This window comes from Neobacillus niacini, from assembly GCF_031456445.1.
In the GTDB taxonomy this organism is placed as follows: Bacteria; Bacillota; Bacilli; order Bacillales; family Cytobacillaceae; genus Neobacillus; species Neobacillus niacini_I.
This window is the reverse complement of the sequence record NZ_JAVDUQ010000019.1, coordinates 23,401-47,391: the sequence shown is the minus strand read 5'-3', so window position 1 is coordinate 47,391 and position 23,991 is coordinate 23,401. Positions and strand designations below refer to the sequence as shown.

Here is a 23,991-nt window from a genome sequence, read left to right as displayed (position 1 = left end):
GTTTTTTTATTTACTTTCTATTTCCGCCAACCTGTTTCCAATTTGTTTGATAGCTTGAAACACGATCGGTAAATTCAGTACGTTTCTTTCCTCCGAAAACTCTTTCACCAACACCGTTTGTTATGACACCCATTAATGCTGTAATACCCACAACAAGAACAGCTACAATGGTTAAATCTGCTATGTAACCACCAATCATCGTTACCCCCCCTTATTTGTTTCAAATGTCAGCATGATGAATGCTTTTAAATATCCCCATATTTATTTTAAAAGAACTTAAGGGGAATTGAAAGACATTATTATTATTTCCATTCGATTTAAGGGAAATTTTTGTTACCATCCAAACTTAATGTATGCGTTTTCAATCCGCTTCAATTAATTGAGAAAATAAATTTAATAAATTGTTAAAAAATATTTAATAATAAATTGTTAGAATAACTAACAGTAAGGAGGTAAATAAAAATTTTTTTAGACCTACAAATACGACCGAAAGTAAACGAATAATTTTACAGCAAATCTTAAAGTAATACAAAATTTTAAGGAAAAAAATTAATAAAACATGAAACTTTTTAATGAATTATTCGTCTAATATAATGTGGTTTAAAAAAATATTTTGGTTTTGTCCCTTTGATAATTTTTGAAAAAAGGATACCTTTTTTAGAATCAGTGGTGTATAATTGATGATATAAATTACTTGTTTGTAATTATTTTAATTAGAGTATTACTTATTAAATAGATTTTCGTTTTTCGTATAAACAGATAGTTAATTAAAGAGGAGTGTGAAGAAGAATGGTAACACTATACACTTCACCAAGTTGCACATCATGCAGGAAAGCAAAAGCATGGCTGGAAGAACATGAGATTCCATACAAGGAAAGAAATATTTTTTCAGAGCCTTTATCGATTGAAGAGATTAAAGAAATTCTGCGTATGACTGAGGATGGAACAGATGAAATTATTTCTACCCGTTCCAAGACCTTTCAAAAATTGGACGTAAATTTAGACACAATGCCTCTTCAGGATTTATTCGAATTAATCAAGGAAAATCCCGGACTTTTACGCCGTCCAATCATTATTGATGAGAAGCGTTTACAAGTTGGTTATAATGAAGATGAAATTCGACGCTTCTTGCCAAGAAGAGTGAGAACATTCCAATTGCGTGAAGCACAGCGAATGGTAAATTAAGAGCCAAGACCTTCTAAAGCAGAAGGTCTTTTTCATTTGTGATTTTGAAGGCATTTTGGTACAATGAAATGAATATCTAATATTAAGTGAAACTTCCGTTAGTATATATATTTTGGTGCCAGGTAATGCGGGAAATATAGGCGTATTGATGGTTTTTGAATATTTGATTATTTTTATTTCCCTTATTGTTGCTTTTGTCATAAAATATAAGTACAAGGATGTATGTCCTTTTTTAAAAAAAAATCTCGCTAATAATAGTCCTTTCTAAATTGGGTAAATGCTTTTGGCACTGTCTGCTTGGGGGTATTTAGTCCCTTCAATATGGAAAACGGAAGGGAGAGGTAATGATGGAGATTGAAAGAATAAATGAGAATACTGTAAAGTTCTACATTTCATATGGTGATATAGAAGACAGAGGCTTTGATCGGGAGGAAATTTGGTACAATCGTGAGCGCAGCGAAGAACTTTTCTGGGAAATGATGGATGAGGTTCATCAGGAAGAAGAGTTTGTTGTGGAGGGTCCACTCTGGATTCAAGTTCAGGCATTGGAAAAAGGCTTAGAAATTCTTGTAACGAAAGCCCAACTGTCTAAAGATGGTCAAAAGTTTGAACTGCCTATTCCGGGTGAAAAAGGTAAGGATTTACCAGTTGATGAGAATATAGAAGATATCCTGGATCAGCATTTCAATCCAAAGCATGAGGCTGAAGAGGACTATCTCCTTGACGACGATCCCCTTGAATTTATGTTGGCCTTTAAGGATTTTGAGGATGTTATTATGTTGTCGAAGCGCGATGGTCTGGATGAATTAATAACAACTCTTTATCATTTTGAGGGTAGATATTATCTTTATGCTGAATTTCTAGAGGATGTATTTGAGGAAGATGAAATAGATGATATCTTAAGTATCCTTCTGGAATACGGTACTGAGACACAAGTCACCATCCATCGTGTTCAGGAATACGGAAAAGAAATAATTTCTGAAAATGTGTTTTCTGAAATTAGGAAGCATTTTCGTTAAAACTAGAGCCGATTTCACTATTGAAATCGGTGTTTTTTAGTATTTATATTTTTTTAAAAGTGCAGGTGAGGATACTGAAAAACACTGTAAGGGTTGTTCTATTTGTTATAGCCATATCCGTACTTAATTTGATCTTTAAAGATCAAATTAAGGGTGGCCTTTTCGGGGTATTTAGCCTATTGATTTCATTGTCCGTTATTTTCATTGGTTTTGTCATTTTCCTTGAGAATCGTCACCCGACGCAAACAATTACCTGGTTAGTCGTTTTAGGTGGATTTCCGCTTGTTGGTTTTATTTTTTATCTACTTTTCGGACGGAATTACCGGAAGGAGAAAATGTTCCGTAAAAAATATTTTCTAGATAAACAAGCTTTCCTGAATGTGGAAGGGGAAAATGACCCAAGAAGCAGGGAAAAATTAAGTCTGATGAGAGAACACCAAGGGAAATTATTCAGGCTGGCGCATAAACTTGGGAATAGTCCAATATCATTCGATACCTCGACCAAAATTTTAACCAATGGGGAAGAAACATTTCAACATATTTTGGAAGAATTGAAAAAAGCTAAACACCATATCCATCTTGAATATTACATTGTTCGTAATGATGAGATTGGGCAAGAAATTAAAGAGGTATTAATCGAAAAAGCCATGCAAGGGGTAAAAATCCGCTTCCTTTTTGACGCGGTCGGGTCCTGGCAATTATCTAAGAGGTATATCACAGAATTGAAAAATGCCGGGATTGAAACGGTTTCTTTCGGCCCGGTAAAACTTCCCTTTTTAAATAATAAATTTAATTTCCGAAATCATCGAAAGATTATCGTAATTGATGGCACGATCGGTTTTGTAGGCGGCTTAAATATTGGCGATGAATATTTAGGAAGAGTAAAAAGTATCGGCTTTTGGCGTGATACTCATTTAATGTTAAAAGGAGAAGCTGTAAGAACACTTCAGTTAATTTTTTTACAGGATTGGTATTATATGACCAACCATAGTTTTTTAACGGCTGAATATTTATCACCACAGCTTGATAATAAAAGTCACGGAGGTGTTCAACTGATTGCAGGAGGACCTGATAATGAGTGGAGTGTGATCAAAAATATCTTTTTTTCCATGATTGCTTCTGCAGAAAAATCAGTTTGGATTGCTTCCCCATATTTTATTCCGGATGAAGATATTTTTTCAGCCATTAAAGTGGCCGCTTTAAGTGGGATTGATGTTCGGCTCTTGGTTCCGAACCGACCGGATAAACGAATTGTTTTTCATGCTTCACGTTCCTATTTTCCGGAACTTTTGGAAGCGGGAGTTAAGGTGTATGAATACGAACGGGGTTTTATGCATAGTAAAATTATCATCGTAGATGATGAACTCGCTTCGATTGGAACATCCAATATGGATATGCGAAGTTTTCATTTGAATTTTGAGGTCAATGCCTTTTTGTTCCGAACGAAAAGTGCACAAAAGCTTGTTGCCGAATATCAAAATGATTTAAAATTTGCTAAGCAGCTTGATCTTATAACGTTCGGAAAAAGACATTTTGGTCTGCGATTATTGGAATCCACAGCAAGGCTGATGTCCCCGTTACTATAACCATAGTGAAGTAAAAAAAAGCAATCGGTAAAAAGTCGATTGCTTTTTCGTTTGTAAAGGCTCTTTTCGTAAACTTTGTTGCTTTTGGAGCTTAATAAGGTTCATTTACTAAGTTTGTAGGCAATTTTCGCAAATATTCATACGAAAAGATGCCACGAAGCATATAGTTATACGGGTTGATGAACTTATACGAAAAACAACAATCTATGCGAAAATAGCCTTTGTAAAAAAGGAGTTTTAATTTATAAATCGAATTATAAAGCGAGGAGGTGTGCGTATGCTAACAGCACGTACAAAGGACGGTAAAAAAATTTGTCTGGGTTATAACTATAAAAAAGAGACACTATTGTACTTTCGAAGCAGGGAAGAATTTTTTTGTCCTGTTTGCGGTGAAAAGGTAGTGTTAAAGCTCGGAGATCAGCGAATGTATCATTTTTCTCATAAAAAGGGAGGAGAATGCAGGGATTCCTATGAAAATGAGTCGATCTATCATATGGAAGGAAAACTTCAGCTATACCAGTGGCTTTTGCGTCAAAAGATTCCGGCTATATTAGAATTTTATGATCAGGAAATTAGGCAACGTCCCGATATAAAGTTTACTTTTAAAAATCAAAAATATGCTTTAGAATATCAATGCTCTCCAATTGCTGAGGAAATCTTTCTTAAAAGAACAAGCAGCTATGTGGATGCTGGCTATGTTCCACTTTGGATTCTGGGGAATAAACAAATTCATCAAAAAAAGAATAATATTTTTTCCCTTTCAAACTTCCACTATCTATTTTTACAGCAGACAGTAGAAGGTAGTTATTATCTACCCTCCTATTGCCCCGAAAAAAAGCTCTTTCACCTACTAAATTCAATTGTATCTTATTCCATAAAAAATGCTTTTGCACAAAACCGCTTTTACTCCATTGGTCAGGGAGAAATCGATTATCTATTGAATCCGGAATGCGCTTATCAAATTAATCTTATTCAATGGAATTCAGAATTAGAGAAAATATATATGAATTGGGTCCTTCACCCAAATCCGCGGCAAAATTCCTTCCTGCATGATATTTATAAACATAATCTTAATCTTTTCCTATTACCTCCGGAAATTGGTCTTCCCGTTCACTCTTCACTATTTATTCAAACTTCACCAATCATTTGGCAAACCTACTTGTACCTTGATATCTTGGCTAAAAAACATCCAATGGACATATTTACGGTTCAAGAGGTAGAAAGAAGCTTTTATAGGAGAATGGCTAAAAAGGAAATTATCATCCGTGATTTTCCGTTAATAAAGCCGGTTAATCCTTTTTTAGCCGTTATGGAATATCTTTTACTATTGGACAAACTCGGGATTGTGGCTTTAAAGGGGAAAATGGCTTTTCAACTAATCAGAACAATCTCCATTCCACAATCAAATCGTGAAAGGGAAGAAATGAAGAAGATTTTTTTTCAAAAATATCAGCCAATGATTTCAAAACAATAAATGAAATAATTATCAAGGGCATAATAATAGAGAATGAAGGAATTTGGAAGGATAAGGAGAAATAGGTATAGTGTATACTTTTGGTCATTTGAAAAATAGAATGGAGGATGAAAGATGGCAAATGAAACTGCAGTTAAAACGCTGCCAGCTAGAAGTGAAATCCCTGTTGAAGAAACCTGGAAATTAGAAGATATATTTGCAAATGATGAGGCATGGGAAAAGGAATTCCAAGAGGTTAAAAGCCAAATCCCTGGAGTAAAGGAATTCGAAGGAAAGCTTGGAGAGAGTGCAGCCATTCTATTTAAAGCTCTTCAAACACAGGATCAGCTGCTTGAAAGACTTGGAAAGCTTTATGCCTATTCCCATATGAGATCTGATCAAGATACAACAAATTCATTTTATCAGGGCTTAGATGATCGTATGAAAAACCTTTACGGTCAAGCGGGAAGTGCACTCGCTTTTATCGTTCCGGAACTATTATCGATTGATGAGAGTAAGCTTAAAGGCTTTTTAACGGAGAAACCTGAGTTAAAGCTTTACGAGCATGCCATTGAGGAAATTAATCTGCAAAGACCGCATGTCCTTTCAGCTGAACAGGAAGCATTATTAGCGGAAGCGGGAGAGGTGATGGATGCTTCCAGTAATACATTTGGGATGCTGAACAATGCCGATTTGGAATTTCCGTCGATCAAGGATGAAAATGGGGAAGAGGTTGAAATTACCCATGGCCGCTACATACGATTCTTAGAAAGCTCTGACCAGCGCGTCCGCCGGGATGCCTTTAAAGCGGTGTATGAAACCTATGGGAAATTCCGCAATACATTCGCAAGCACCTTAAGCGGAAATGTGAAAAAGGATAATTTTAATGCAAGAATTAGGAAGTATGAATCAGCAAGGCAAGCGGCCTTGGCAGCGGGTAATATCCCCGAAAGTGTATATGATAATTTGGTTAAAGCAGTAAACGAAAACTTGCACTTATTGCAGCGATATATAAAGCTGCGCAAGAAGGTTCTAGGGCTTAATGAACTGCATATGTACGATTTATATACACCACTTGTAAAAGATGTAAAAATGGAGATTAAATATAAAGAAGCAAAGGATATGGTTCTAAAAGGATTAGCGCCATTAGGAGAAGAATATGCCAAAGTTTTAAAAGAAGGTTTTGAAAATCGCTGGGTAGATGTTCACGAAAATAAAGGGAAGCGAAGCGGTGCCTATTCTTCAGGATCCTATGGTACGAATCCATATATTCTCTTGAACTGGCAGGATAATGTGAATAATTTGTTTACTCTTGCTCATGAGTTGGGACATTCTGTGCATAGCTACTATACACGTAAATCACAGCCATACCCTTATGGAAACTATTCCATATTTGTAGCCGAAGTGGCCTCGACCTGCAATGAGGCGTTGTTAAACGACTATTTATTAAAAACGATTGATGATGAACAAAAACGGATTTACTTATTAAACCATTACTTAGAGGGATTTAGGGGAACCGTATTTCGGCAAACCATGTTTGCGGAATATGAACACATTATCCACCAAAAACTCCAAAATAATGAGGCGTTAACTGCTGAATTATTGACAAAGGAATACTATGAGTTAAACAAAAAGTATTTTGGAGAAGAGGATATTGTGATTGATGAAGAAATTGGCTTAGAATGGTCAAGAATTCCTCATTTCTATTACAATTATTATGTTTACCAGTATGCTACAGGGTTTAGTGCGGCAACGGCATTAAGCAAGCAGATTTTAGAGGAAGGGGATTCTGCTGTAGAGCGCTATATAGGGTTCTTAAGTGCCGGAAGCTCCAATTATCCAATTGAAGTCCTGAAGAAAGCGGGAGTGGACATGACAAGCTCTCAGCCAATTAAAAATGCCTGCAAGGTATTTGAAGAAAAGCTAAACGAGCTCGAACAGTTGTTATCATAAGAGAAGGGATGGCGCCTAAAATGCGTCATCCCTTTTTAAAACCCTCGAAATCGTTTCCTTTCATTTACGAAGAATAAAATGATAAAAATCGATAGGAATAATAGGGGGATACTAATCCATAATGGGAAAATTTTAAGCAGGGCAAGTAAATGAAGAAAAAAAGTAAGGATGAAAAAAAGAATCATTATGAAAATAGGGAGCTTCTTCATCGGAAATTCCACCTTTTTTGCTTTATCTCCCTAATATTGTATTGTCCAATTTGGAAAAATATGATTTTTTGACAATATTGTGAAATAAAACACAAAGTCATTGTTTAGGGTGCAACACCATGGTATATTTAACTCATGAAGTTGATCACAACAAACATAAACCCCTTTGTTTGACCGTGAAAGATTTCTCCCATCCCCTTTTGTTCGTATAGTAAAAGGCCTTGCAGAACCGGAGCTGCAAGGCCTTTTCGTGAAGAAAATATACATGAAAAAAGGGTGGATATCTACACCCTTTTATTCTTCAATATATCGCCAAAATGTCCCGTATTTAGCTGGTATTTGTTCCACGATCTGTTTTAAGAGCAATTTTTTCATTTCCCTTTCGACTTGTGAAATGGTCATATTATAGACAACCGCAATTTCCTTTGAAGCGACAAATCGAAAAAACTTTAGAAAAGCCTCAAGATGCGGCGGCGGTGATTGAACAGGCCGTTCTGAAAGCATTTCCTCCAAGATTTGTACATAAATCTCATAGGGGTAGTTTCCGGTTATTTTAATCCCTTCATCTTCAACATTTTCATTAAAGAAGACAAGAGTTGGAATTTCATGAACATCCATTTCGGATGTGATTTTTAAATCACATTGAAACGCTTTTGCTGCACTTTCGGAATGGAGATCCGTAATAAACTCTTCGATATCTAATTCTACATCCCCGGCACAATCCTTTAATACTTCTAAATCAGAGACGTTTTTTTTATCTAAAAATAAAACTTCCTGCAGTTTCCGCAGGAAACGGATTCCTGCTCGTCTTCCTTGGAGCTCGGCAGCTTTAATGGCAATCGAGACAATATGCGGGGAGTCAACCGGGTTTTCGTACCAAAGACTTGAATCGCAGGACATTCCCGATCTGCTTGCGGTCTTTTCCCATAACTCCATGATATTTTCATAATTCTTTTTTTTACTTAAATTTAAATTGGCCAGTCTGCCGCTTAGAACATGTTTAATCGAAAAATACCGCCCATATTCGATGTGAAGCTTTTTAAGTATAGGTTCTAGCGCCCAGCATTCAGGGCATAGTGGATCAATAAACATGTAGATTTCAATAGGCTTTTTCTCACTTTTTCCACATTGCTTTTTTGAACTTGAATGTCCAATCCTGTTCACTGTAATTCACCAGTCTCTTGCGTTTCTGTTGTATTAACCATGTGCCCGGCAGTAAGATGCAGCCTAGCGTAAAATTCGTCCCGTATTGGACCTTCTAATCCTACTTTATCCATCGCCTGTCTCATACAGGACAACCAAGCTTTCGCCCGAGTCGGAGTTACCGGAAAAGGTAAGTGGCGTGCGCGCATCATGGGATGTCCATGTTCATCTGTATATAATGGTGGTCCACCTAAATATTGTGTAAGAAACTGCTTTTGTTTCCGAGCAATCTCAGTAAAAGAATTAGGGAAGATTGGTGCAAGGTCAGGATGTTGTGCAACCAGCCCATAAAAAGTGTCCACAAGACGGTGTAGTGTTTTTTCGCCGATGGCCTCATATGGTGTAGGCTTACTCTCAATCATGTTGACAACTCCTTTAGTTATGTTTGTATGAGTTTATTTTAGCAATGGCGTTTTCATATCTCAAATAAATCGCTCTAAAACCGGAAATTAATCCATTATCTCTATTGTAATATTTACAATCCAACCTTCTTTTAATTGTAAAAGAGGGTTGAAAAAATATCCTTTTAATGGTTTTCTAAATATTTCTGATTGTAAAAGCGCTGGATTTTATTTTCTGTTTTTCGGTAAGGAATTGCGTATTGATTCAATAATTCCTTAAAAATCTTTTGTCCGAGTTGTTCGTTTTCCACTTCGTATTCTAATTCATAGTCTTCTTTGTTTAAATAAAGGCTGTGATCAAGAACGAGGATACCGCCTTTATAATCTAATTCCGCCCTTTTTGTTAAAAGAGAGCCAAAATAACCAATGTTCGCAAACATGATCCCCATTTTAGAAATAAGTTCCTCGATTGCTCCTGATGGGAGCGTTCCTACCTGGATGGCAAGGGATGCCTCCTCTTCGGTAATCTTTTGCGTTGTTTCCAGCAATCCAATTTTTGCGGGCTGTTTTAATGTCATTTCGTACTGCTTTCCTTTTTGACGAATACGTAAAGCGGATTTTTTATTCTTTAAAGCAAAATCCTTGGTATCAAAATAATGATTTTCCTGTGTAATTCGGCTGCTTTCTGATAGATCAAATTTTTTCAAAAGGAGTTCATATTCGTCTTTCGTCAGCATATTTTTAAATTCTATTTCAATGTTTTGAAACATCTTCTGCATTCCTTCCATGTAAGTTTCTTTTCTAATAATAACACGACTGCAATTTCTGGGAGAAATGGTTCGATTATGCTAAAATAGGGTTGTGAAAATGGAGGTTGAATGATGAAAAAAAAATTAACAGCAATGAATGGAAAGATTATAGAGAATCAAATAACGTTTACCGTAAGTGAAGCTATCAATCATTTGCGTCCTGCTGAACAAATTCTTGTAGATTCTGACCATCTGTCATTTATTTATTTAATGGAAGATCAAGAGGACTACTCTTATATTGCTTTCCCTGAAGAGACTTGGGAGTTTTTAAAAACAGCAATAAAGAACAAATTATCTGTATGGCTATCCTTTAACGATGAACAGGTAGAATTGTCCCAGTTTACAGAGGAGCTCGAATATATCATCAGCAATATTAGAGGAAACGGAAACTATGGAGATGAAATGGTGTCGAAGGTTGAGGAGAATTTTTAATAGTTGTTTGGGGTGAAATCATGAACCACTGGGATAAATTTTTAGCTCCATATAAACAGGCAGTGGAAGAACTCAAGATTAAATTAAAAGGAATGCGCGGGCAGTTTGAACTTGACTCCAGCCACTCTCCAATTGAATTTGTAACAGGCAGGGTGAAACCGATTGCCAGTATTTTGGATAAAGCATCTCAAAAGGGAATTGCACTGGATCAATTAGAAGAAATGCAGGATATTGCCGGTTTACGCATGATGTGTCAATTTGTAGATGATATACATACTGTTGTAAATTTATTAAGAAACCGAAATGATTTTGAAATTGTTGAGGAAAGAGATTATATTTCTCATAAAAAGACTAGCGGTTATAGGTCCTACCATGTTGTCATCCGCTATCCTGTACAAACCATCCATGGTGAAAAGAAAATCTTAGCGGAAATCCAAATTAGAACATTAGCCATGAATTTTTGGGCAACGATTGAACATTCACTGAATTATAAATATAAAGGAATGTTCCCTGCCGATATTCATATGCGGCTGAAAAGGGCAGCGGAGGCTGCTTTTCGGCTTGATGAGGAAATGTCTTTAATCCGTGGTGAGATCCAAGAAGCTCAAGCGTTTTTTACAAGAAAAAAAGAATTAAAGCAGGAAGAAAAGAATTAAAAACCGGTAAGGAGCGGGTTGAATGAAATTTGCGATAACTTCAAAAGGAGATCAAAAATCAAATATTCTGATGCACAAAATGAGAACGTATTTACTTGATTTTGATCTTATATATGATGAAGACCAACCGGATATTGTGGTGTCCATTGGTGGTGATGGAACATTGCTGTATGCCTTTCACCGGTATAGCAGCCGTTTAGATAAAACTGCTTTTGTCGGAATTCATACCGGGCACCTTGGGTTTTTTGCGGATTGGATTCCGGATGAAATTGAAAAGCTTGTGATTGCGATTGCCAAAACTCCTTATCAGGTGGTTGAATATCCTCTTCTAGAGGTCATCATTCGTTATAAGGATGCAGGCCAAGAAGCAAGATACCTTGCGCTAAACGAATCAACGGTAAAGGGTGTTGAGGGTACGCTTGTCATGGATGTTGAGATCCGCGGAGCTCATTTTGAACGTTTTCGCGGCGATGGTCTTTGTGTGTCTACTCCTTCTGGAAGTACGGCCTATAACAAAGCGCTTGGGGGAGCTATTATTCATCCGTCTATTTCAGCGATTCAGGTTGCCGAAATGGCTTCCATTAATAACAAAGTATTCCGGACAGTCAGCTCGCCACTGGTTCTTCCCGCTCATCATACCTGTATGCTGAAGCCTGTAAACCATTCGGATTTCCAGATAACGATTGATCATCTTAACTTGCTTCACAAAGATGTTAAATCGATTCAGTTTAGGGTGCCGGAAGAAAAAATCCGCTTTGCCCGCTTTCGGCCGTTTCCGTTCTGGAAGAGAGTACACGATTCCTTTATTTCGGATTAATAGCTGGAGGAACGGAAATGTCTTCACGTTTTGAACTTAAGTGGGTAATTGAAAAAAAAGATGCTGACAGGCAGTTAAAAGATTTTTTAAAAGATAAGGAGATTTCCCGGACGGCCCTAACCGACATTAAATTTAAGGGCGGAAAGATTCTTGTTAATCACGAAGAAGTAAATGTGCGATACAAGTTAAAAACAGAGGATGTACTGGCAGTAATATTTCCAAAAGAAAACTCGAGCGAAGGTGTAATCGGAGAAGATTTACCCCTTGATATTCTGTTTGAGGATGAATACCTTCTTATCGTGAGAAAACCGGCAGGTATGAGCACGATTCCTTCAAGAGAGCACCCTAAGGGAAGCCTTGCCAATGCCCTTGTGGGGTATTATCGGCAGATTGAATTGGATGCAACCGCACATATTGTTACCCGGCTGGACCGAGATACATCAGGAATAGTCTTAATCGCAAAACACCGTCATGTTCATCACCTATTTAGTAAGGATCAGCAAAGAGGCCGTGTGAAAAGAACATATGAAGCATTTGCAGGCGGGACAATGGTGGAGGATGAAGGGACAATCGAAAAACCAATTGGCAGAAAAGAGGACAGCATCATTGAAAGGGAAGTCCGTTCAGATGGTCAATATGCTTGCACCCATTATAAGGTAATGGAAAGACACAAAGTTTTTACCCATGTAGAGCTCCAGCTTGAAACGGGGAGAACGCATCAGATTAGGGTTCATCTGTCTTCGATTGGGCATCCCTTACTGGGAGATGATTTATACGGAGGAGAAACGACCTTGCTTAAACGGCAGGCACTCCATTGTAAAAAAATCATCTTTTTTCATCCCTTTACGAAACAGGAAATGACGTTTACAGCAAAACTGCCAGAGGACATGCAAGAAATTTTACAGGCTGACCGCTAATTATTCAGGGTCAGCCTGTCTTTAGATATATTTGCTCATTTTCAATCAAAGTGCTTAAACTTTTCCGCCACATATGGCATAGTAGATTCCACAGAAACGATTTCCATTTCCGGATACCTCAGAGCAGTTAACTTACCGCCAAAAACAGCACCGGTATCAATATTGTATGTATGGTTGATCATTCGTGGTTCTTTGACAGGTGTGTGACCATAGACGATGCAGGCATCGCCATGATAAGTTTTTGCCCAATCTCTTCTAACCGGTGAGCCGTCCGGATGCTTTTCGCCAGTAATATCTCCATAAAGAACAAATGTTTTAACCTTTGAACCGAATTGTCCAATCATGTCTTTTTTAATCCCGGCATGGGCGACGATAAGCCTTTTTTCGTCTAAAACTAAATAAAGCGGTGCCTTTTCATAAAGCTCCATAAATTTTTTTCGAATTGAACTTTGGGCACTTTGATTTATTGATTCGTATTCTGCAACCGTTGTTTCTAACCCATGTGCGACTTGAACCCGGTTTCCAAGGAAGAAGCGGTACAATTTATTGCAATGGTTTCCAGGAGTGTAATAAGCCTTTTGTTGCTCGATGACAAGACGCCAAACGATATCAATCACTTTTAAGGACTCAGGACCCCTATCAGTTAGGTCACCAACAAAACCAAGAACTCGTTTTTCTGGATGAAGGGGATATCCCCTCTCCCAATCATATCCCAGTTTTGTCGTCAGTTCTTTGAATTCTTTAAAGCAGCCATGAATATCGCCGATCATATCTATTTCCATAGGATGAAGCCCCCTTTACTATCCTATTTTTTGTTTTTTAAATTTTTTTATTATAACTCTCGGAATAAATAAGCAGCTCATCGAGAGGTTTGTAAAAAATTTACTGGGAATTCTGTCCGAAATATCTGACGTAATTATCGGTTTCATTGTATTTTTAAAAATGTGTATGCCAAATAAACCTACATCTATCATTTTTAAAAAAATCGACTAGGTGAAGGCTGTTTTCGTAAACTTTGTTACTTTTAGAGAAGTGGTTGATTTCCGCTCCAGGATGCTCGCTTTCCGTCCCCTGGAGCGGAAATCAACAGGCAAATTTAACAGAGCCTTTTTGTAAAAAGAAAAACCCCCCTATACAAAGTAGGAGGAATTAAATTCAAGTGGTTTAAGAAAACCCTTGAACCATCTGACTCGGCGAATGCCGAGAGTCTATTATTTGCAGAGGAGGAATCAAATTTGGGACAGAATGCATCTGTAATTTCTTTATTGATTGTCGTGACAATGGCATTTTTAACCCCGATTATTCTGCATCGGTTTAAATTAAATTTTATCCCGGTGGTCGTCGCAGAAATTATTATGGGATTAATCATCGGAAAAAGCGGCTTCAATGTCGTTCATCAAGATATGTGGCTATCAACTTTATCAACCTTGGGATTTATTTTTCTGATGTTCTTAAGTGGTTTGGAAATTGATTTCACTGTCTTTTCAAAAGGGAAGAAGAGAGAAATTCTTCCTAATGGAAAGAAGGAACCGAATTCTTTTGCCGTCTCAACGATTATTTTTATAGGGATTTTCATTTTTTCTTTAGTTTTATCCTTTGTTTTTGTCATGCTGGACTTTATTAATAATGCTTTCTTGATGACGCTGATTATTTCCACGATATCATTAGGTGTCGTTGTGCCGACCCTAAAGGAAGGGAATATGATGAAAACTGTTATTGGCCAAATCATTCTGCTTGTTGCGGTCGTTGCTGATTTGGTTACAATGATTTTGCTCGCTGTCTTTGTCTCATTTTACGATAAAGGTCATGGGAATACATGGCTGCTATTGATTTTATTCGCCGCAGGTGTTGGACTTTATTTTGTTGGCAAGCGATTAAAAAACCGTTCCTTTGTCAAAGCACTGGAAACGGGAACCGCTCAAATTGGTACAAGGGCTGTGTTTACGCTTATTATTGTCCTGGTAGGGTTATCCGAAACGGTAGGTGCGGAAAATATATTAGGAGCATTCCTTGCTGGGGTACTTGTTTCACTTTTGGCTCCGAATCAAGAGCTCATCCATAAGCTTGATTCCTTTGGCTATGGATTTTTAATCCCGATTTTTTTCGTGGAGGTTGGGGTAAAACTTGATATTTGGTCCCTTTTTAGTGAGAAAAAGCTATTGCTGTTAATTCCGCTTTTATTGATTGGACTGCTGCTATCAAAGCTAATTCCTGTGTATCTTTTAAAAATTTGGTATGATACGAAGACCGTTATGGCTTCAGGATTTTTATTAACCTCCACCCTATCCCTTGTCATCGCAGCAGCGACAATCGGTGAGCGGATGAAGGTAATAACAGAACAAATGAGTGGAACACTAATATTAGTGGCAGTTATTACATCGATTTTCACTCCAATAGTTTTTAAAAAGCTTTTTCCAAAAGAAGTGGTATCCAATCGAAAGGTCAGAGTTGCTTTCCTGGGAGCAAATCAAATCACCATGCCTGTTTCAAGGGAATTAAAATCAGGTCTTTATGACCCAGTTCTTTACCACACAAAAATTGAAAAATTAGAAAGACAGATTGCGAATTCCCTTTTTGATATTGTTGAGATTCCGGACTTTTCGCTTGAAACGATCGGCCAAACAAAGGTCTATCAATCAGAAGTGGTTGTGATATCCACAGGTGATGAAGAATTGAATGCTATGTTGTCTGTTGCCGTAAAGGAAAAAGGGGTTCCAAGGGTAATTGCCAGAATTGAAAGTCCTGATCTGGAAGAAAACTTAAAGGAACATAATATTGAAATCTTTTCTGTGTTTAAGTCTACCAATGCACTGCTTCGCTCTTTAATTGAATCACCACGAGTGATTAATATTTTGACCAATCAAGAGATGGCCCTCTATGAAATTGCCATGGTAAACGAGAAATTTGATGGGATATCATTAAGGAGGTTTCCGTTTACAGGCGATATCATTTTTGTCCGGATCTTCAGAGAGAAAGAGTCGATTGTACCTCATGGTGACACAGAACTGCAAGTAAATGATCGTTTAATTGTCACCGGGTCTAAGAAATATGTCGACCAATTGAAAAGAGAGCTTGAGTTTTGTGAGAACTGCTAAAAATCAACTAGATATATACATACTTTTGAATATAGTGTAAAATTAGTACCAAGTGCTAATAACTTGTGTTAAAAATAGGAGGAAATAATTAATGCTTTCATTAAATGGAAAAACATATGTAGTCATGGGTGTTGCCAATAAACGCAGTATTGCCTGGGGGATTGCCCGCTCTCTTCACACTGCGGGTGCAAGATTAATTTTCACCTATGTAGGGGAAAGGCTCGAAAGCAGTGTCCGAGAATTGGCGGATTCCCTAGAAGCAGAGGGCACACTTGTATTGCCATGTGATGTAACAAGTGATGAGGACATTGCAAAATGCTTTGCAACGATTAAAGAAGAAGTTGGAACGATTCACGGAATTGCTCATTGTATAGCTTTCGCCAAAACGGAAGAACTAAAAGGAGATTTTGTCAATACATCTAGAGAGGGCTTCTTGCTTGCGCAAAATATCAGTTCCTTCTCGTTAACTGCTGTTGCTAAAGAAGCACGCGGCTTAATGACAGAAGGCGGAAGTATTGTGACCTTGACCTATCTCGGTGGTGAACGTGCGATTCAAAATTATAATGTTATGGGCGTGGCAAAAGCCTCTCTTGATGCAAGTGTCCGTTATTTAGCTTCTGACCTTGGTAAAGATGGGATTCGCGTTAACTCCATTTCTGCAGGACCGATCAGAACATTATCTGCAAAGGCAATTGGTGAATTTAATTTAATCCTTAAGGAAATTGAAGAAAAAGCTCCTCTGCGGAGAACGACTACTCCAGAAGAGGTTGGCGACACGGCAGTATTCTTATTTAGTGATCTTTCCCGTGGAATTACCGGTGAAAACATCCACGTTGATTCAGGTTTTCATATTCTTTAATGAACAAAAGCCCGCATTTTTTGCGGGTTTTTTTGTTTGTATTTCATTTTAGAAGTGAACGAGTATGGGCATTCAGCATACATATAAAGTGAAGGACTTTGTATTGGAGGTGCTCAAGGTTTATGACAGAAAAGAAAAACCAAGGTCCATTACTTTATATTTACCAGCCTTTTTCAAAAACTCCTTCCATTAAAATGCAGGAAGTGTATACAAGCAAACAAGAAAAGCCGCTTCCGATAGTGGAAAACCATCAAAAAGGCGAAAGCAAAAGGAAATCTTTAAAGGAGGAACCGAACCAGGAGACTGTGCCAATTGAGATAACGGTGTCAGAAAAAAAAGCTGTTGACACAGTGGAGAAAAGTAACAAGCAAAAATATTCCTTTAGAAAGGTTAAAAGCTTTAAGGAAATGAACATGAAGGAACGATTGGAGTATTTAGTGGGTTTTCCAAAAGCACTACCGCCTGTTCCGTGTGTATTTTATACAAGAGATAAAAATTATCAGGGGTATTTACAGGATTATCAAGGGCAGGAAATTACTATCCAATTTCATGATCAAACAATAAAAACGATTCCAGTGGGCGAGTTAAAAGATGTAATCATGATTGGAATAAAAAATTAAAAAATAAAAAAAGCCAGCCGTTATCGACTGGCTCATTTTATTAGTTACAAATTCCTAAGTTAACATCAGCGATACATTGGACTGCACAGAAGCATTTTAAATCAACTGTAATGCAGTCATTGCTTGCGCGGAAACGGTCCACTTGGCAAACTCTTGAAAGATCAACTTTCCCATTATTAACAAGGTTTACCGGTACAAAGTTTCCACTTTCCCTGCGTCCAGGGATTAGAACTCGAAGAGTAGCACAGCAGTTGTCAAATACGTCTTCTACTCTGAAGAAAATGGAAACACACGCATTGTTTTCACCGTTAAAGAATGCATGGAAGGGATTACCCTCGTCATCACTTAAAACAAATACTCGTGTATCAACTGGTTCTCTTCTTGTAGGTGAAACTAATGAACCCAGTGGTTCGGTAAAACAACTTGAACACTCCGCACACTCATTCTCGACAGCATTATCTTGTATATCTTTAATCGCACGAACTACTTCGCACACACAGCTGTCACTGCGAAAATCGTTATGATTATGTCCACAACCCATTTATTTTTCCTCCTTAAATCCGTGATATATATCTTACATTACTAACATATTTCACAGGGCCCTTTTGGGTTACGGACAATTGCCTTTTTTAAGAAAATTAGGCTAGTACACTATATCAAAGAAAGGAAGGACAAAAAGTGTTTATTTTGTACTAAAAGAGGTTTCAAAAATAATTGAAATTTGGTTATTTATAGAGACAAGATTCTTTTTTAAACCATATTCTATTTCATAATCATTTTTAATGGGGTGGAGAGAACGGTGAAGAATCAAAATAATAGCAATCAAAGCTCAAACCAATCCTTTAAAGAATCAAAGCAAATTAAAAAAAATGGCTGTGGATGCGGCGGAAAAAAGAAACAGAAGTAACAGAGAACACTGCTCGGGGACGCCGGCAGTGTTTTTTTAATCCCATTCAGTCATAATTTTGGCACAGGTCGAAAAAACTAAAGGATAATAAGAATTTAAAAAAGGACGAGGGAAGGAAACGAAATGATTTATATTCAGCGATTCATCCTGCTTTTATGTTTATTCCTTTTAGCCTCCTGCAGTGGAAACGACAAGGGTAAGGATAGCCAAATGGCATTGATCAAAACTACAAATCCCAATCCGGTTATGACCGATCGGGACAAAAAAACGACTCGTGTTCAAGAAATTGAAGAGGCAGTCAGTTCATTTCCGGAAATCTATGATGCCGCAGTAATTAAAGGAACAAAAGAGACACTTGTGGTTTATAAGGTAAAGCATATGCACCGCTTTAAAATGAAAAAAATTGAAAAAAACCTTACTGAATTCTTAAAAAAGAAATTTCCAAAGGAAGATATCACTGTTTCGAGTGATTATAAAATTTTCCTAGAAGCGGTTCGATTGAATGATCGGATGGAAAGTAAGAAATTCTCGGACAAAGCTGCCGAAAAAAGGCTGCGCCAAATCATTAAAATGACAAAAGATATGACATAGAAGGGAGACAAACAAAATGGCTAGCAAACAAAAAAATTTAACTCCACAGCAGCAAAACTATCAACAGTTGCAGCAAAAGCATGAGTTGAAACGACCTGTTTTAAAAAATTGCTTAAAAGCTTTTTTCGTCGGCGGCTTGATTTGTTTAATCGGTCAGGCTGTTAGTTATTTTTACATATATTTTTTCAATTTTACGGAGCAGACAGCCGGAAACCCAACCGTTGCGACAATGGTATTCTTTTCGATGCTTTTAACAGGTTTTGGTGTCTACGATCGTATCGGTCAGTTTGCAGGAGCGGGAAGCGCGGTACCGGTAACAGGATTCGGCAATGCGGTCATCTCTGCAGCGATTGAGCATCGAACAGAAGGGTTTGTTTTAGGGGTTGGCGGAAATATGTTTAAGCTTGCCGGGGCGGTCATATTGTTTGGTGTTTTTTCGGCATTTGTTGTTGCGCTTATTAAAACGTTACTGGTAATGTGGGGGGTTTTGTAATTGTTAAAAGGGCATCAATCTTGGGTATTTGCAAACCGACCAATGATTATGGCAACAGGTGTATCAGGTGGCCCATTTGAGGCGAATGGGAATTTAGCCAATGATTTTGACCTATTGCATGAAGATTTGTGGATGGGACAGGAAACTTATGAAAAAGCGCATCGGGTTTTGTTGGAAGAATCCATCAAGATGGCTCTGCAAAAAGCAAATGTTCACAAGGAAGAGGTTCAATTTTTATTTGCCGGAGACCTCATTAACCAAATTACACCGACAAGCTTTGCAGCAAGGTCGATGCAAATCCCCTATTTCGGGCTTTTTGGAGCCTGTTCCACATCTATGGAAGGTTTAGCGCTTGCTTCCTTTGTCGTCAATAATCAAGGAGCAAAATACATTCTAACAGGGGCTTCCAGCCATAATTCGGCTGTCGAAAAACAGTTCCGTTACCCAACGGAGTATGGCGGACAAAAGCCGCCGACAGCACAATGGACGGTGACGGGGGCAGGTGTAGCATTGATTGCGGCCAATGATTCATCACAAAACCAGCCTGTAACGATTTCTGCAACAATTGGGAAAGTGATTGATATGGGCTTAACCGACCCGTTTAATATGGGAGGTGCGATGGCTCCTGCTGCCGCGGATACGATTATAGCCCATTTTCGGGATTTACAAATAGATCCATCCTATTATGATTTAATCATCACCGGTGATTTAGGGCGAGTCGGTCATGATACAGCATTTGAATTAATTAATAAAAGCGGTCTGAAGCTTGAACGGAAACAATTTCAGGATTGCGGGTTACTTATTTATAAAAAAGATCAGCCTGTTCAATCAGGGGGAAGCGGTGCCGGGTGTTCTGCAACGGTTTTATATGGACATTTACTAAACCAAATGAAAAAAGGCGTATACAAACGAATTTTAGTCGTGGCTACTGGTGCTTTGTTATCGCCGTTAAGCTTCCAACAAAATGAATCCATTCCCTGTATTGCACATGCTGTTGCCATTGAAATGAATGGGGAAGAGGGGTGATTAGATGATTGCCATGTTTTTTTGGGCGTTTGTAGTCGGAGGAATTATATGTGTTATTGGTCAGTTATTATTCGATGTGGCCAAACTTACACCGGGACATACTTTAAGTTTACTGGTCTGCATTGGTGCTGTATTGGATGGTTTTGGACTCTATGAGCCGTTAGTTGACTTTGCCGGAGCAGGGGCAACCATACCCATCACCAGCTTCGGTAACTCATTAGTACATGGGGCTCTTCAGGAGGCAGAAGCGCATGGAATTGTTGGGGTTTTAACTGGGATGTTTGAAGTGACCAGCTCCGGAATTTCGGCGGCCATTATTTTTGGGTTTATCGGAGCGCTCATTTTTAGACCAAAAGGGTAGAATTATGTAGGACAATACTCCATTTTTTACTGTCATGATTCGAAAAAAGGACGCTGCCTATACACTTTTTGCAGTAATCTCATATGTTATAAGTGAGATTACCAAAGTGAGGTGACTAGATCTATGTGCTTCGGATATGGCGGCTACGGCTACGGTGGCGGTTTCTACGGAGGTTCAACATTCGTACTAATCGTGGTATTGTTTATCCTATTAATCATTGTAGGAACAAGCTTCATCATCTAAGAATTCCTGATTTGCATTAAGGGAGAGGGCTGGCCATAAGAATGGCCAGCCTTTTCTTTGGGGTTCAAGCACGTTTTTTCCCTTCCTTCATAAAATAAAGTAGTTGTTATGAAGGAGTGAGAATATACACATGGATAATGGGTTCTTTAAAAACATAGAAAAGAAAACGGGCGTAAACATGAAAGATATCTTTGACTTAGCGAATTCTTTGCAAAATGCAAATTTTAGGGATGAAAAAACAGTTCGGAATGTCATTAAAAGAGTCTCTCAAATTGCCAATAAACCGGTACCTCAAGAGTTAGAGGACCAAATTGTCAAATCCATCATAAACGATGGAAAATCGCTTGATTTTAATACCATTGCGAATATGATGAATAATAAAAAATAAAGACAAAGCCCATTCCAATTTGGAAATGGGCCTATTTCTTTTGTGGGGCCATTCAATCAGCGAAACAGCTGGTTCAATCAACGAACCAGAGGGTTCAATTGGCGAAACAGCAGGCTCAATCAGCGAACCAGAAGGCTCAATTGGCGAACCAGCTGGTTCAATCAGCGAACCAGAGGGCTCAATTGGCGAACCAGCGGGTTCAATCAGCGAACCAGAGGGCTCAATTGGCGAACCAACGTGTCCAATCAGCGAACCAGCAGGCTCAATTGGCGAACCAGCTGGTTCAATCAGCGAACGAAGAACCCCGTTAACTTTTTCTTTTCTTATTTAAGGGTGCCAGAAACCGGGAACGATTTGCCTTTTTGCCTCTTCGGTTACTTGGAACGGAGATGAAGAGCTGTTCTTTTGCACGCGTCATCGCAACGTAGAACAATCTTCTTTCCTCTTCTAATGCAGAATAATCACCGTTCCGATAGCTTTCTAAAGCAAAGTCATGCGGCAGGCTTCCATCCACAGCACCAAGAACATAAACTGTATGATACTCGAGACCCTTTGCCCGATGAATCGTAGTTAAGGTAATAGCATCAGTAAAATGCTTACTTAAATTTTTAATTTCTTTATTCATGGCGGACATATGCTCTGCATGAGCTAATAAGGAGTCAATCGTACCAAAATTTTTTGCCGCTACTTTCAGGTCCTTAATATCATCAGAACCTTTTTCCAATTTATTCGATTCATTTCCCCGCTTCTTTAAAAAATCTAGGAACCCAATGTCTTTTTCAATCGTATCGATCGCTGCAAGCGGGGCTAATTGCTTTAATGCCCTAATGGAGGCAACCGCTTTTTTTAATTTCTTTTCTTGAAAGGCATGGGCAGTTTTATAATAGGATAAAGCTTCCAAATTACTGCAATCCTGGAGAATACTCATTGCTTTTAAATCCCTTAAAGCCGATTGTTTTAAGAATAAAAATGGCAAAACATCGGATAGGGCAGATTGGTTATCTTCATCCAAGCTTAAACGCAGGAAGGAGAGGATACTTTTCACAATTCTTCGATCGTAAAAAGCCTCGACATCCTGCTCCATTCGAAACGGAAGATTCGAACTGGCTAACCGTTCAAACACGGCACGTGCACCTGCATTTGTCCGGTAAAGTATCGCAAAATCAGAGGGATTAGCACCTTGTGCGATTTTTTCTTGTAAGTCCGTTACAATCATCGTGGCCTCTTCCTCTTCATCGTACGGGAAAAATAAAGTAGGAGCCGCCCCGGCTGCGTATTGAGCTTTCATTTTCTTTAGTCTTCTTACTTTGTTGGCGGCAATCATTTGATTGGCTGCCGTAACAATTTCATGTGAGGAGCGATAATTTTCCTCAAGGGTAATCACCTTTGCATAGGGGAAATCTTTTTCAAAATCAAGTAAATAACTAGGATCACTGCCTCTAAAAGAATAAATAGCCTGATCGTCATCCCCGACAGCACAAACATTTTTATGTTTGCCTGATAGCAGCTTGATCAGTTCGTATTGGACCTTGTTGATATCTTGGAATTCATCAATGAGGAAATACTGAAACCGATTTTGATATTGCTCCAAAAGTTCCGGTGACGAGCTTAACAGCCGATAACAGCCGATGAGCATATCATCAAAATCAAATAATTGTTCCCTTTCTTTATATTCCTCATACTTTTTATAAAGGAAAAGCGTCTTTTCTTCCCATTCCGTTTCAGTCTTTATATCCTTTGGAAAAAGAAGTGAGTTTTTCCAAAGGCCAATTTGCTGAAGCGCTAAATCATAGGCAAACTCCTTTTCCGACAATTCTATTTCTTTCCCGGCATCTTTGAGAATTTTATCCCGCTGCCATTCTTTTTTTAACAGCCGGTCTGAAGTCCAGTTATCCCTGGAATGGAACATAAGAATCCGATAAAAAATGCTGTGGAAGGTGCCGGTAACGAGTTTATTTATGGCTTCTCTTTTCATTTGCGGATAGGAAAGTAAGCGGTTTTTCATTTCACTTGCGGCTTTTGAAGTAAAGGTAACCAGCATGATGTTTCGCGGGTCAATCTTTTTGAAATCTACCATAAAGGCCGTTCTCGCTGTTAACACCCGTGTTTTACCACTTCCTGCGCCGGCAAGAACCAATAATGCCCCCTCTGTCTCATACACCGCAGCGGCCTGTGCCTCATCAAGAACAACATCCGATTTTGCTAATTGCTGTAAGTAAGGAGATTGGTATTCAATCGAGTCCGTCATTTTTTTCTGAAAGGGAGCCTGGCATTCAAGGGCTTTGGCTATTTTGAAGCCTTGGATGGTTTTAGGTGCCTCCAATATCGTTCTGCCTTTTGGAAGACGGAATCCATTGACTTCACTGTGGTTTTGATTGGGTTCTTCGTTTACTTCATGTATGGCTGGTTCCGGGCAATCCGGAATGGTTGAAGATGCATGTGAAAAATAGGGCGATTCCTGGATTCCAAGAATGAAGCGGGCGCTTTCGCGACAGACGGGACAGACTAATTCACCATTTTTTCCAGCTAAATATATTTTTTGATATTCATCCCGATCTAATTGATCGAGGATAATCGTTTGATTTTGGTTTAACGCAGTTTTCATAAGTTTTTCCTCAATCTCTAAAAAATAAAGCAACATGTTTAATCATAACAAAACCCTCGGGTAACAAAAAGGCTTGAAAAATAGAAAAGTGGTGTTGGAGTGCCCGGGAAGAAGAAAAAATAGTTGGAGTGGGCACTATCAAGGGTCTATAGTTCCCGTGGAGAAGAAAAAATAGTTGGAGTGGGCACTATCAAGGGTCTATAGTTCCCAAGGAGAAGAAAAA

The 23,991-nt window shown here is 38.3% G+C and carries 26 protein-coding genes; 19 read left to right on the top strand and 7 right to left on the bottom strand.

The genetic code is table 11. The features are described from left to right. Positions 1-10: 10 nt before the first annotated feature. Positions 11-196: a hypothetical protein gene (locus tag J2Y67_RS15945; protein ID WP_396954091.1), complete on the bottom strand. Its 186-nt coding sequence runs from the start codon at positions 194-196 to the stop codon at positions 11-13. A 593-nt stretch (positions 197-789) separates the two neighbouring features. Here J2Y67_RS15945 and spxA point away from each other — a divergent pair. The 5 genes from spxA (at position 790) to pepF (ending at position 7,196) form a co-directional block, all read left to right on the top strand. Then, a complete protein-coding gene (gene spxA / locus J2Y67_RS15940) occupies positions 790-1,185 on the top strand; it encodes a transcriptional regulator SpxA (protein WP_310175728.1) in 396 nt (131 codons plus the stop codon). A gap of 347 nt (positions 1,186-1,532) precedes the next feature. Further along, positions 1,533-2,204 (top strand): adaptor protein MecA, encoded by a 672-nt coding sequence (gene mecA / locus J2Y67_RS15935; RefSeq protein ID WP_310175726.1) that lies wholly within the window; start codon positions 1,533-1,535, stop codon positions 2,202-2,204. Positions 2,205-2,278: 74 nt separating this feature from the next. Further along, entirely contained in the window at positions 2,279-3,790 is a 1,512-nt protein-coding gene (gene cls, locus J2Y67_RS15930; protein WP_310175817.1) for a cardiolipin synthase, read from the top strand. 277 nt (positions 3,791-4,067) lie between these two features. Continuing rightward, the gene (locus J2Y67_RS15925; protein ID WP_310175724.1) at positions 4,068-5,264 is read left to right on the top strand and encodes a competence protein CoiA; all 1,197 of its coding nucleotides are present in this window, start codon (positions 4,068-4,070) and stop codon (positions 5,262-5,264) included. Between the two features lie 114 nt (positions 5,265-5,378). After that, on the top strand, positions 5,379-7,196 hold the full coding sequence (gene pepF / locus J2Y67_RS15920; RefSeq protein WP_310175722.1) for an oligoendopeptidase F: 1,818 nt from the start codon (positions 5,379-5,381) through the stop codon (positions 7,194-7,196). 503 nt (positions 7,197-7,699) lie between these two features. On the opposite strand, the gene J2Y67_RS15915 is transcribed toward pepF, so the two are convergent. From J2Y67_RS15915 to J2Y67_RS15905, 3 genes are all read right to left on the bottom strand, one after another. After that, a complete protein-coding gene (locus tag J2Y67_RS15915; RefSeq protein WP_310175720.1) occupies positions 7,700-8,569 on the bottom strand; it encodes a ClpXP adapter SpxH family protein in 870 nt (289 codons plus the stop codon). Continuing rightward, complete coding sequence (locus J2Y67_RS15910; protein WP_310175718.1) at positions 8,566-8,970, bottom strand: globin domain-containing protein; 405 nt, start codon at positions 8,968-8,970, stop codon at positions 8,566-8,568. Before J2Y67_RS15910 ends, J2Y67_RS15915 begins: the two co-directional genes overlap by 4 nt. A gap of 164 nt (positions 8,971-9,134) precedes the next feature. Next, positions 9,135-9,719: a CYTH domain-containing protein gene (locus J2Y67_RS15905; RefSeq protein ID WP_310175716.1), complete on the bottom strand. Its 585-nt coding sequence runs from the start codon at positions 9,717-9,719 to the stop codon at positions 9,135-9,137. Positions 9,720-9,830: 111 nt separating this feature from the next. Here J2Y67_RS15905 and J2Y67_RS15900 point away from each other — a divergent pair, with 111 nt between their 5' ends. Genes J2Y67_RS15900 through J2Y67_RS15885 form a run of 4 tightly spaced genes read left to right on the top strand, consistent with a single transcriptional unit; the run spans position 9,831 to position 12,580 of the window. Next, positions 9,831-10,190, top strand: a complete 360-nt coding sequence (locus J2Y67_RS15900; RefSeq protein WP_310175714.1) for a UPF0738 family protein — start codon at positions 9,831-9,833, stop codon at positions 10,188-10,190. Positions 10,191-10,210: 20 nt separating this feature from the next. After that, positions 10,211-10,846 (top strand): GTP diphosphokinase, encoded by a 636-nt coding sequence (gene yjbM, locus J2Y67_RS15895; protein ID WP_310175712.1) that lies wholly within the window; start codon positions 10,211-10,213, stop codon positions 10,844-10,846. Between the two features lie 22 nt (positions 10,847-10,868). After that, on the top strand, positions 10,869-11,663 hold the full coding sequence (locus J2Y67_RS15890) for an NAD kinase (protein ID WP_310175710.1): 795 nt from the start codon (positions 10,869-10,871) through the stop codon (positions 11,661-11,663). 17 nt (positions 11,664-11,680) lie between these two features. Further along, entirely contained in the window at positions 11,681-12,580 is a 900-nt protein-coding gene (locus J2Y67_RS15885; protein ID WP_310175708.1) for an RluA family pseudouridine synthase, read from the top strand. Positions 12,581-12,621: 41 nt separating this feature from the next. Here the strand turns inward: J2Y67_RS15885 and prpE are convergent, their stop codons facing one another. Beyond that, positions 12,622-13,362 carry a bis(5'-nucleosyl)-tetraphosphatase PrpE gene (gene prpE, locus J2Y67_RS15880; RefSeq protein WP_310175707.1) on the bottom strand — a complete coding sequence of 247 codons (741 nt, stop codon included), beginning with the start codon at positions 13,360-13,362 and terminating at the stop codon, positions 12,622-12,624. Between the two features lie 453 nt (positions 13,363-13,815). Between prpE and J2Y67_RS15875 the strand changes: the two genes are divergently transcribed. The 3 genes from J2Y67_RS15875 (at position 13,816) to J2Y67_RS15865 (ending at position 17,154) form a co-directional block, all read left to right on the top strand. Further along, positions 13,816-15,675, top strand: coding sequence for a monovalent cation:proton antiporter family protein (locus tag J2Y67_RS15875; protein ID WP_310175705.1), 1,860 nt, complete (start codon positions 13,816-13,818; stop codon positions 15,673-15,675). Positions 15,676-15,766: 91 nt separating this feature from the next. Further along, positions 15,767-16,534 (top strand): enoyl-ACP reductase FabI, encoded by a 768-nt coding sequence (fabI, locus tag J2Y67_RS15870; protein WP_310175703.1) that lies wholly within the window; start codon positions 15,767-15,769, stop codon positions 16,532-16,534. Positions 16,535-16,656: 122 nt separating this feature from the next. Further along, a complete protein-coding gene (locus J2Y67_RS15865) occupies positions 16,657-17,154 on the top strand; it encodes a CotO family spore coat protein (protein ID WP_310175702.1) in 498 nt (165 codons plus the stop codon). Positions 17,155-17,194: 40 nt separating this feature from the next. Here the strand turns inward: J2Y67_RS15865 and J2Y67_RS15860 are convergent, their stop codons facing one another. Further along, complete coding sequence (locus tag J2Y67_RS15860; RefSeq protein ID WP_310175700.1) at positions 17,195-17,695, bottom strand: CotY/CotZ family spore coat protein; 501 nt, start codon at positions 17,693-17,695, stop codon at positions 17,195-17,197. Positions 17,696-18,184: 489 nt separating this feature from the next. Between J2Y67_RS15860 and J2Y67_RS15855 the strand changes: the two genes are divergently transcribed. From J2Y67_RS15855 to J2Y67_RS15825, 7 genes are all read left to right on the top strand, one after another. Beyond that, positions 18,185-18,652, top strand: a complete 468-nt coding sequence (locus J2Y67_RS15855) for a YhcN/YlaJ family sporulation lipoprotein (RefSeq protein ID WP_310175698.1) — start codon at positions 18,185-18,187, stop codon at positions 18,650-18,652. A gap of 16 nt (positions 18,653-18,668) precedes the next feature. Beyond that, positions 18,669-19,145 (top strand): stage V sporulation protein AC, encoded by a 477-nt coding sequence (gene spoVAC / locus J2Y67_RS15850; protein ID WP_310175696.1) that lies wholly within the window; start codon positions 18,669-18,671, stop codon positions 19,143-19,145. Further along, a complete protein-coding gene (spoVAD, locus tag J2Y67_RS15845; protein WP_310175695.1) occupies positions 19,146-20,171 on the top strand; it encodes a stage V sporulation protein AD in 1,026 nt (341 codons plus the stop codon). It abuts the gene before it with no gap. Between the two features lie 4 nt (positions 20,172-20,175). Beyond that, complete coding sequence (gene spoVAE, locus J2Y67_RS15840; protein WP_310175693.1) at positions 20,176-20,532, top strand: stage V sporulation protein AE; 357 nt, start codon at positions 20,176-20,178, stop codon at positions 20,530-20,532. Positions 20,533-20,655: 123 nt separating this feature from the next. Continuing rightward, the gene (locus tag J2Y67_RS15835; protein WP_310175690.1) at positions 20,656-20,775 is read left to right on the top strand and encodes a YjcZ family sporulation protein; all 120 of its coding nucleotides are present in this window, start codon (positions 20,656-20,658) and stop codon (positions 20,773-20,775) included. A gap of 130 nt (positions 20,776-20,905) precedes the next feature. Continuing rightward, on the top strand, positions 20,906-21,163 hold the full coding sequence (spoVIF, locus tag J2Y67_RS15830) for a sporulation-specific transcription regulator SpoVIF (protein WP_310175688.1): 258 nt from the start codon (positions 20,906-20,908) through the stop codon (positions 21,161-21,163). Positions 21,164-21,188: 25 nt separating this feature from the next. Then, positions 21,189-21,494: a hypothetical protein gene (locus J2Y67_RS15825; RefSeq protein WP_310175686.1), complete on the top strand. Its 306-nt coding sequence runs from the start codon at positions 21,189-21,191 to the stop codon at positions 21,492-21,494. On the opposite strand, the gene J2Y67_RS15820 is transcribed toward J2Y67_RS15825, so the two are convergent. Next, positions 21,471-23,768, bottom strand: a complete 2,298-nt coding sequence (locus J2Y67_RS15820; protein ID WP_310175685.1) for an ATP-dependent helicase — start codon at positions 23,766-23,768, stop codon at positions 21,471-21,473. The genes J2Y67_RS15825 and J2Y67_RS15820 overlap by 24 nt on opposite strands. Positions 23,769-23,991 lie beyond the last annotated feature (223 nt).

Coding starts and splice junctions, on each gene's coding strand:
- spxA (WP_310175728.1), top strand. CDS start 790: ATGGTAACACTATACACTTCACCAAGTTGCACATCATGCAGGAAAGCA.
- mecA (WP_310175726.1), top strand. CDS start 1,533: ATGGAGATTGAAAGAATAAATGAGAATACTGTAAAGTTCTACATTTCA.
- J2Y67_RS15925 (WP_310175724.1), top strand. CDS start 4,068: ATGCTAACAGCACGTACAAAGGACGGTAAAAAAATTTGTCTGGGTTAT.
- pepF (WP_310175722.1), top strand. CDS start 5,379: ATGGCAAATGAAACTGCAGTTAAAACGCTGCCAGCTAGAAGTGAAATC.
- J2Y67_RS15910 (WP_310175718.1), bottom strand. CDS start 8,970: ATGATTGAGAGTAAGCCTACACCATATGAGGCCATCGGCGAAAAAACA.
- J2Y67_RS15905 (WP_310175716.1), bottom strand. CDS start 9,719: ATGTTTCAAAACATTGAAATAGAATTTAAAAATATGCTGACGAAAGAC.
- J2Y67_RS15900 (WP_310175714.1), top strand. CDS start 9,831: ATGAAAAAAAAATTAACAGCAATGAATGGAAAGATTATAGAGAATCAA.
- yjbM (WP_310175712.1), top strand. CDS start 10,211: ATGAACCACTGGGATAAATTTTTAGCTCCATATAAACAGGCAGTGGAA.
- J2Y67_RS15890 (WP_310175710.1), top strand. CDS start 10,869: ATGAAATTTGCGATAACTTCAAAAGGAGATCAAAAATCAAATATTCTG.
- J2Y67_RS15885 (WP_310175708.1), top strand. CDS start 11,681: ATGTCTTCACGTTTTGAACTTAAGTGGGTAATTGAAAAAAAAGATGCT.
- prpE (WP_310175707.1), bottom strand. CDS start 13,362: ATGGAAATAGATATGATCGGCGATATTCATGGCTGCTTTAAAGAATTC.
- fabI (WP_310175703.1), top strand. CDS start 15,767: ATGCTTTCATTAAATGGAAAAACATATGTAGTCATGGGTGTTGCCAAT.
- J2Y67_RS15865 (WP_310175702.1), top strand. CDS start 16,657: ATGACAGAAAAGAAAAACCAAGGTCCATTACTTTATATTTACCAGCCT.
- J2Y67_RS15860 (WP_310175700.1), bottom strand. CDS start 17,695: ATGGGTTGTGGACATAATCATAACGATTTTCGCAGTGACAGCTGTGTG.
- J2Y67_RS15855 (WP_310175698.1), top strand. CDS start 18,185: ATGATTTATATTCAGCGATTCATCCTGCTTTTATGTTTATTCCTTTTA.
- spoVAC (WP_310175696.1), top strand. CDS start 18,669: ATGGCTAGCAAACAAAAAAATTTAACTCCACAGCAGCAAAACTATCAA.
- spoVAE (WP_310175693.1), top strand. CDS start 20,176: ATGATTGCCATGTTTTTTTGGGCGTTTGTAGTCGGAGGAATTATATGT.
- J2Y67_RS15835 (WP_310175690.1), top strand. CDS start 20,656: ATGTGCTTCGGATATGGCGGCTACGGCTACGGTGGCGGTTTCTACGGA.
- spoVIF (WP_310175688.1), top strand. CDS start 20,906: ATGGATAATGGGTTCTTTAAAAACATAGAAAAGAAAACGGGCGTAAAC.
- J2Y67_RS15825 (WP_310175686.1), top strand. CDS start 21,189: ATGGGCCTATTTCTTTTGTGGGGCCATTCAATCAGCGAAACAGCTGGT.
- J2Y67_RS15820 (WP_310175685.1), bottom strand. CDS start 23,768: ATGAAAACTGCGTTAAACCAAAATCAAACGATTATCCTCGATCAATTA.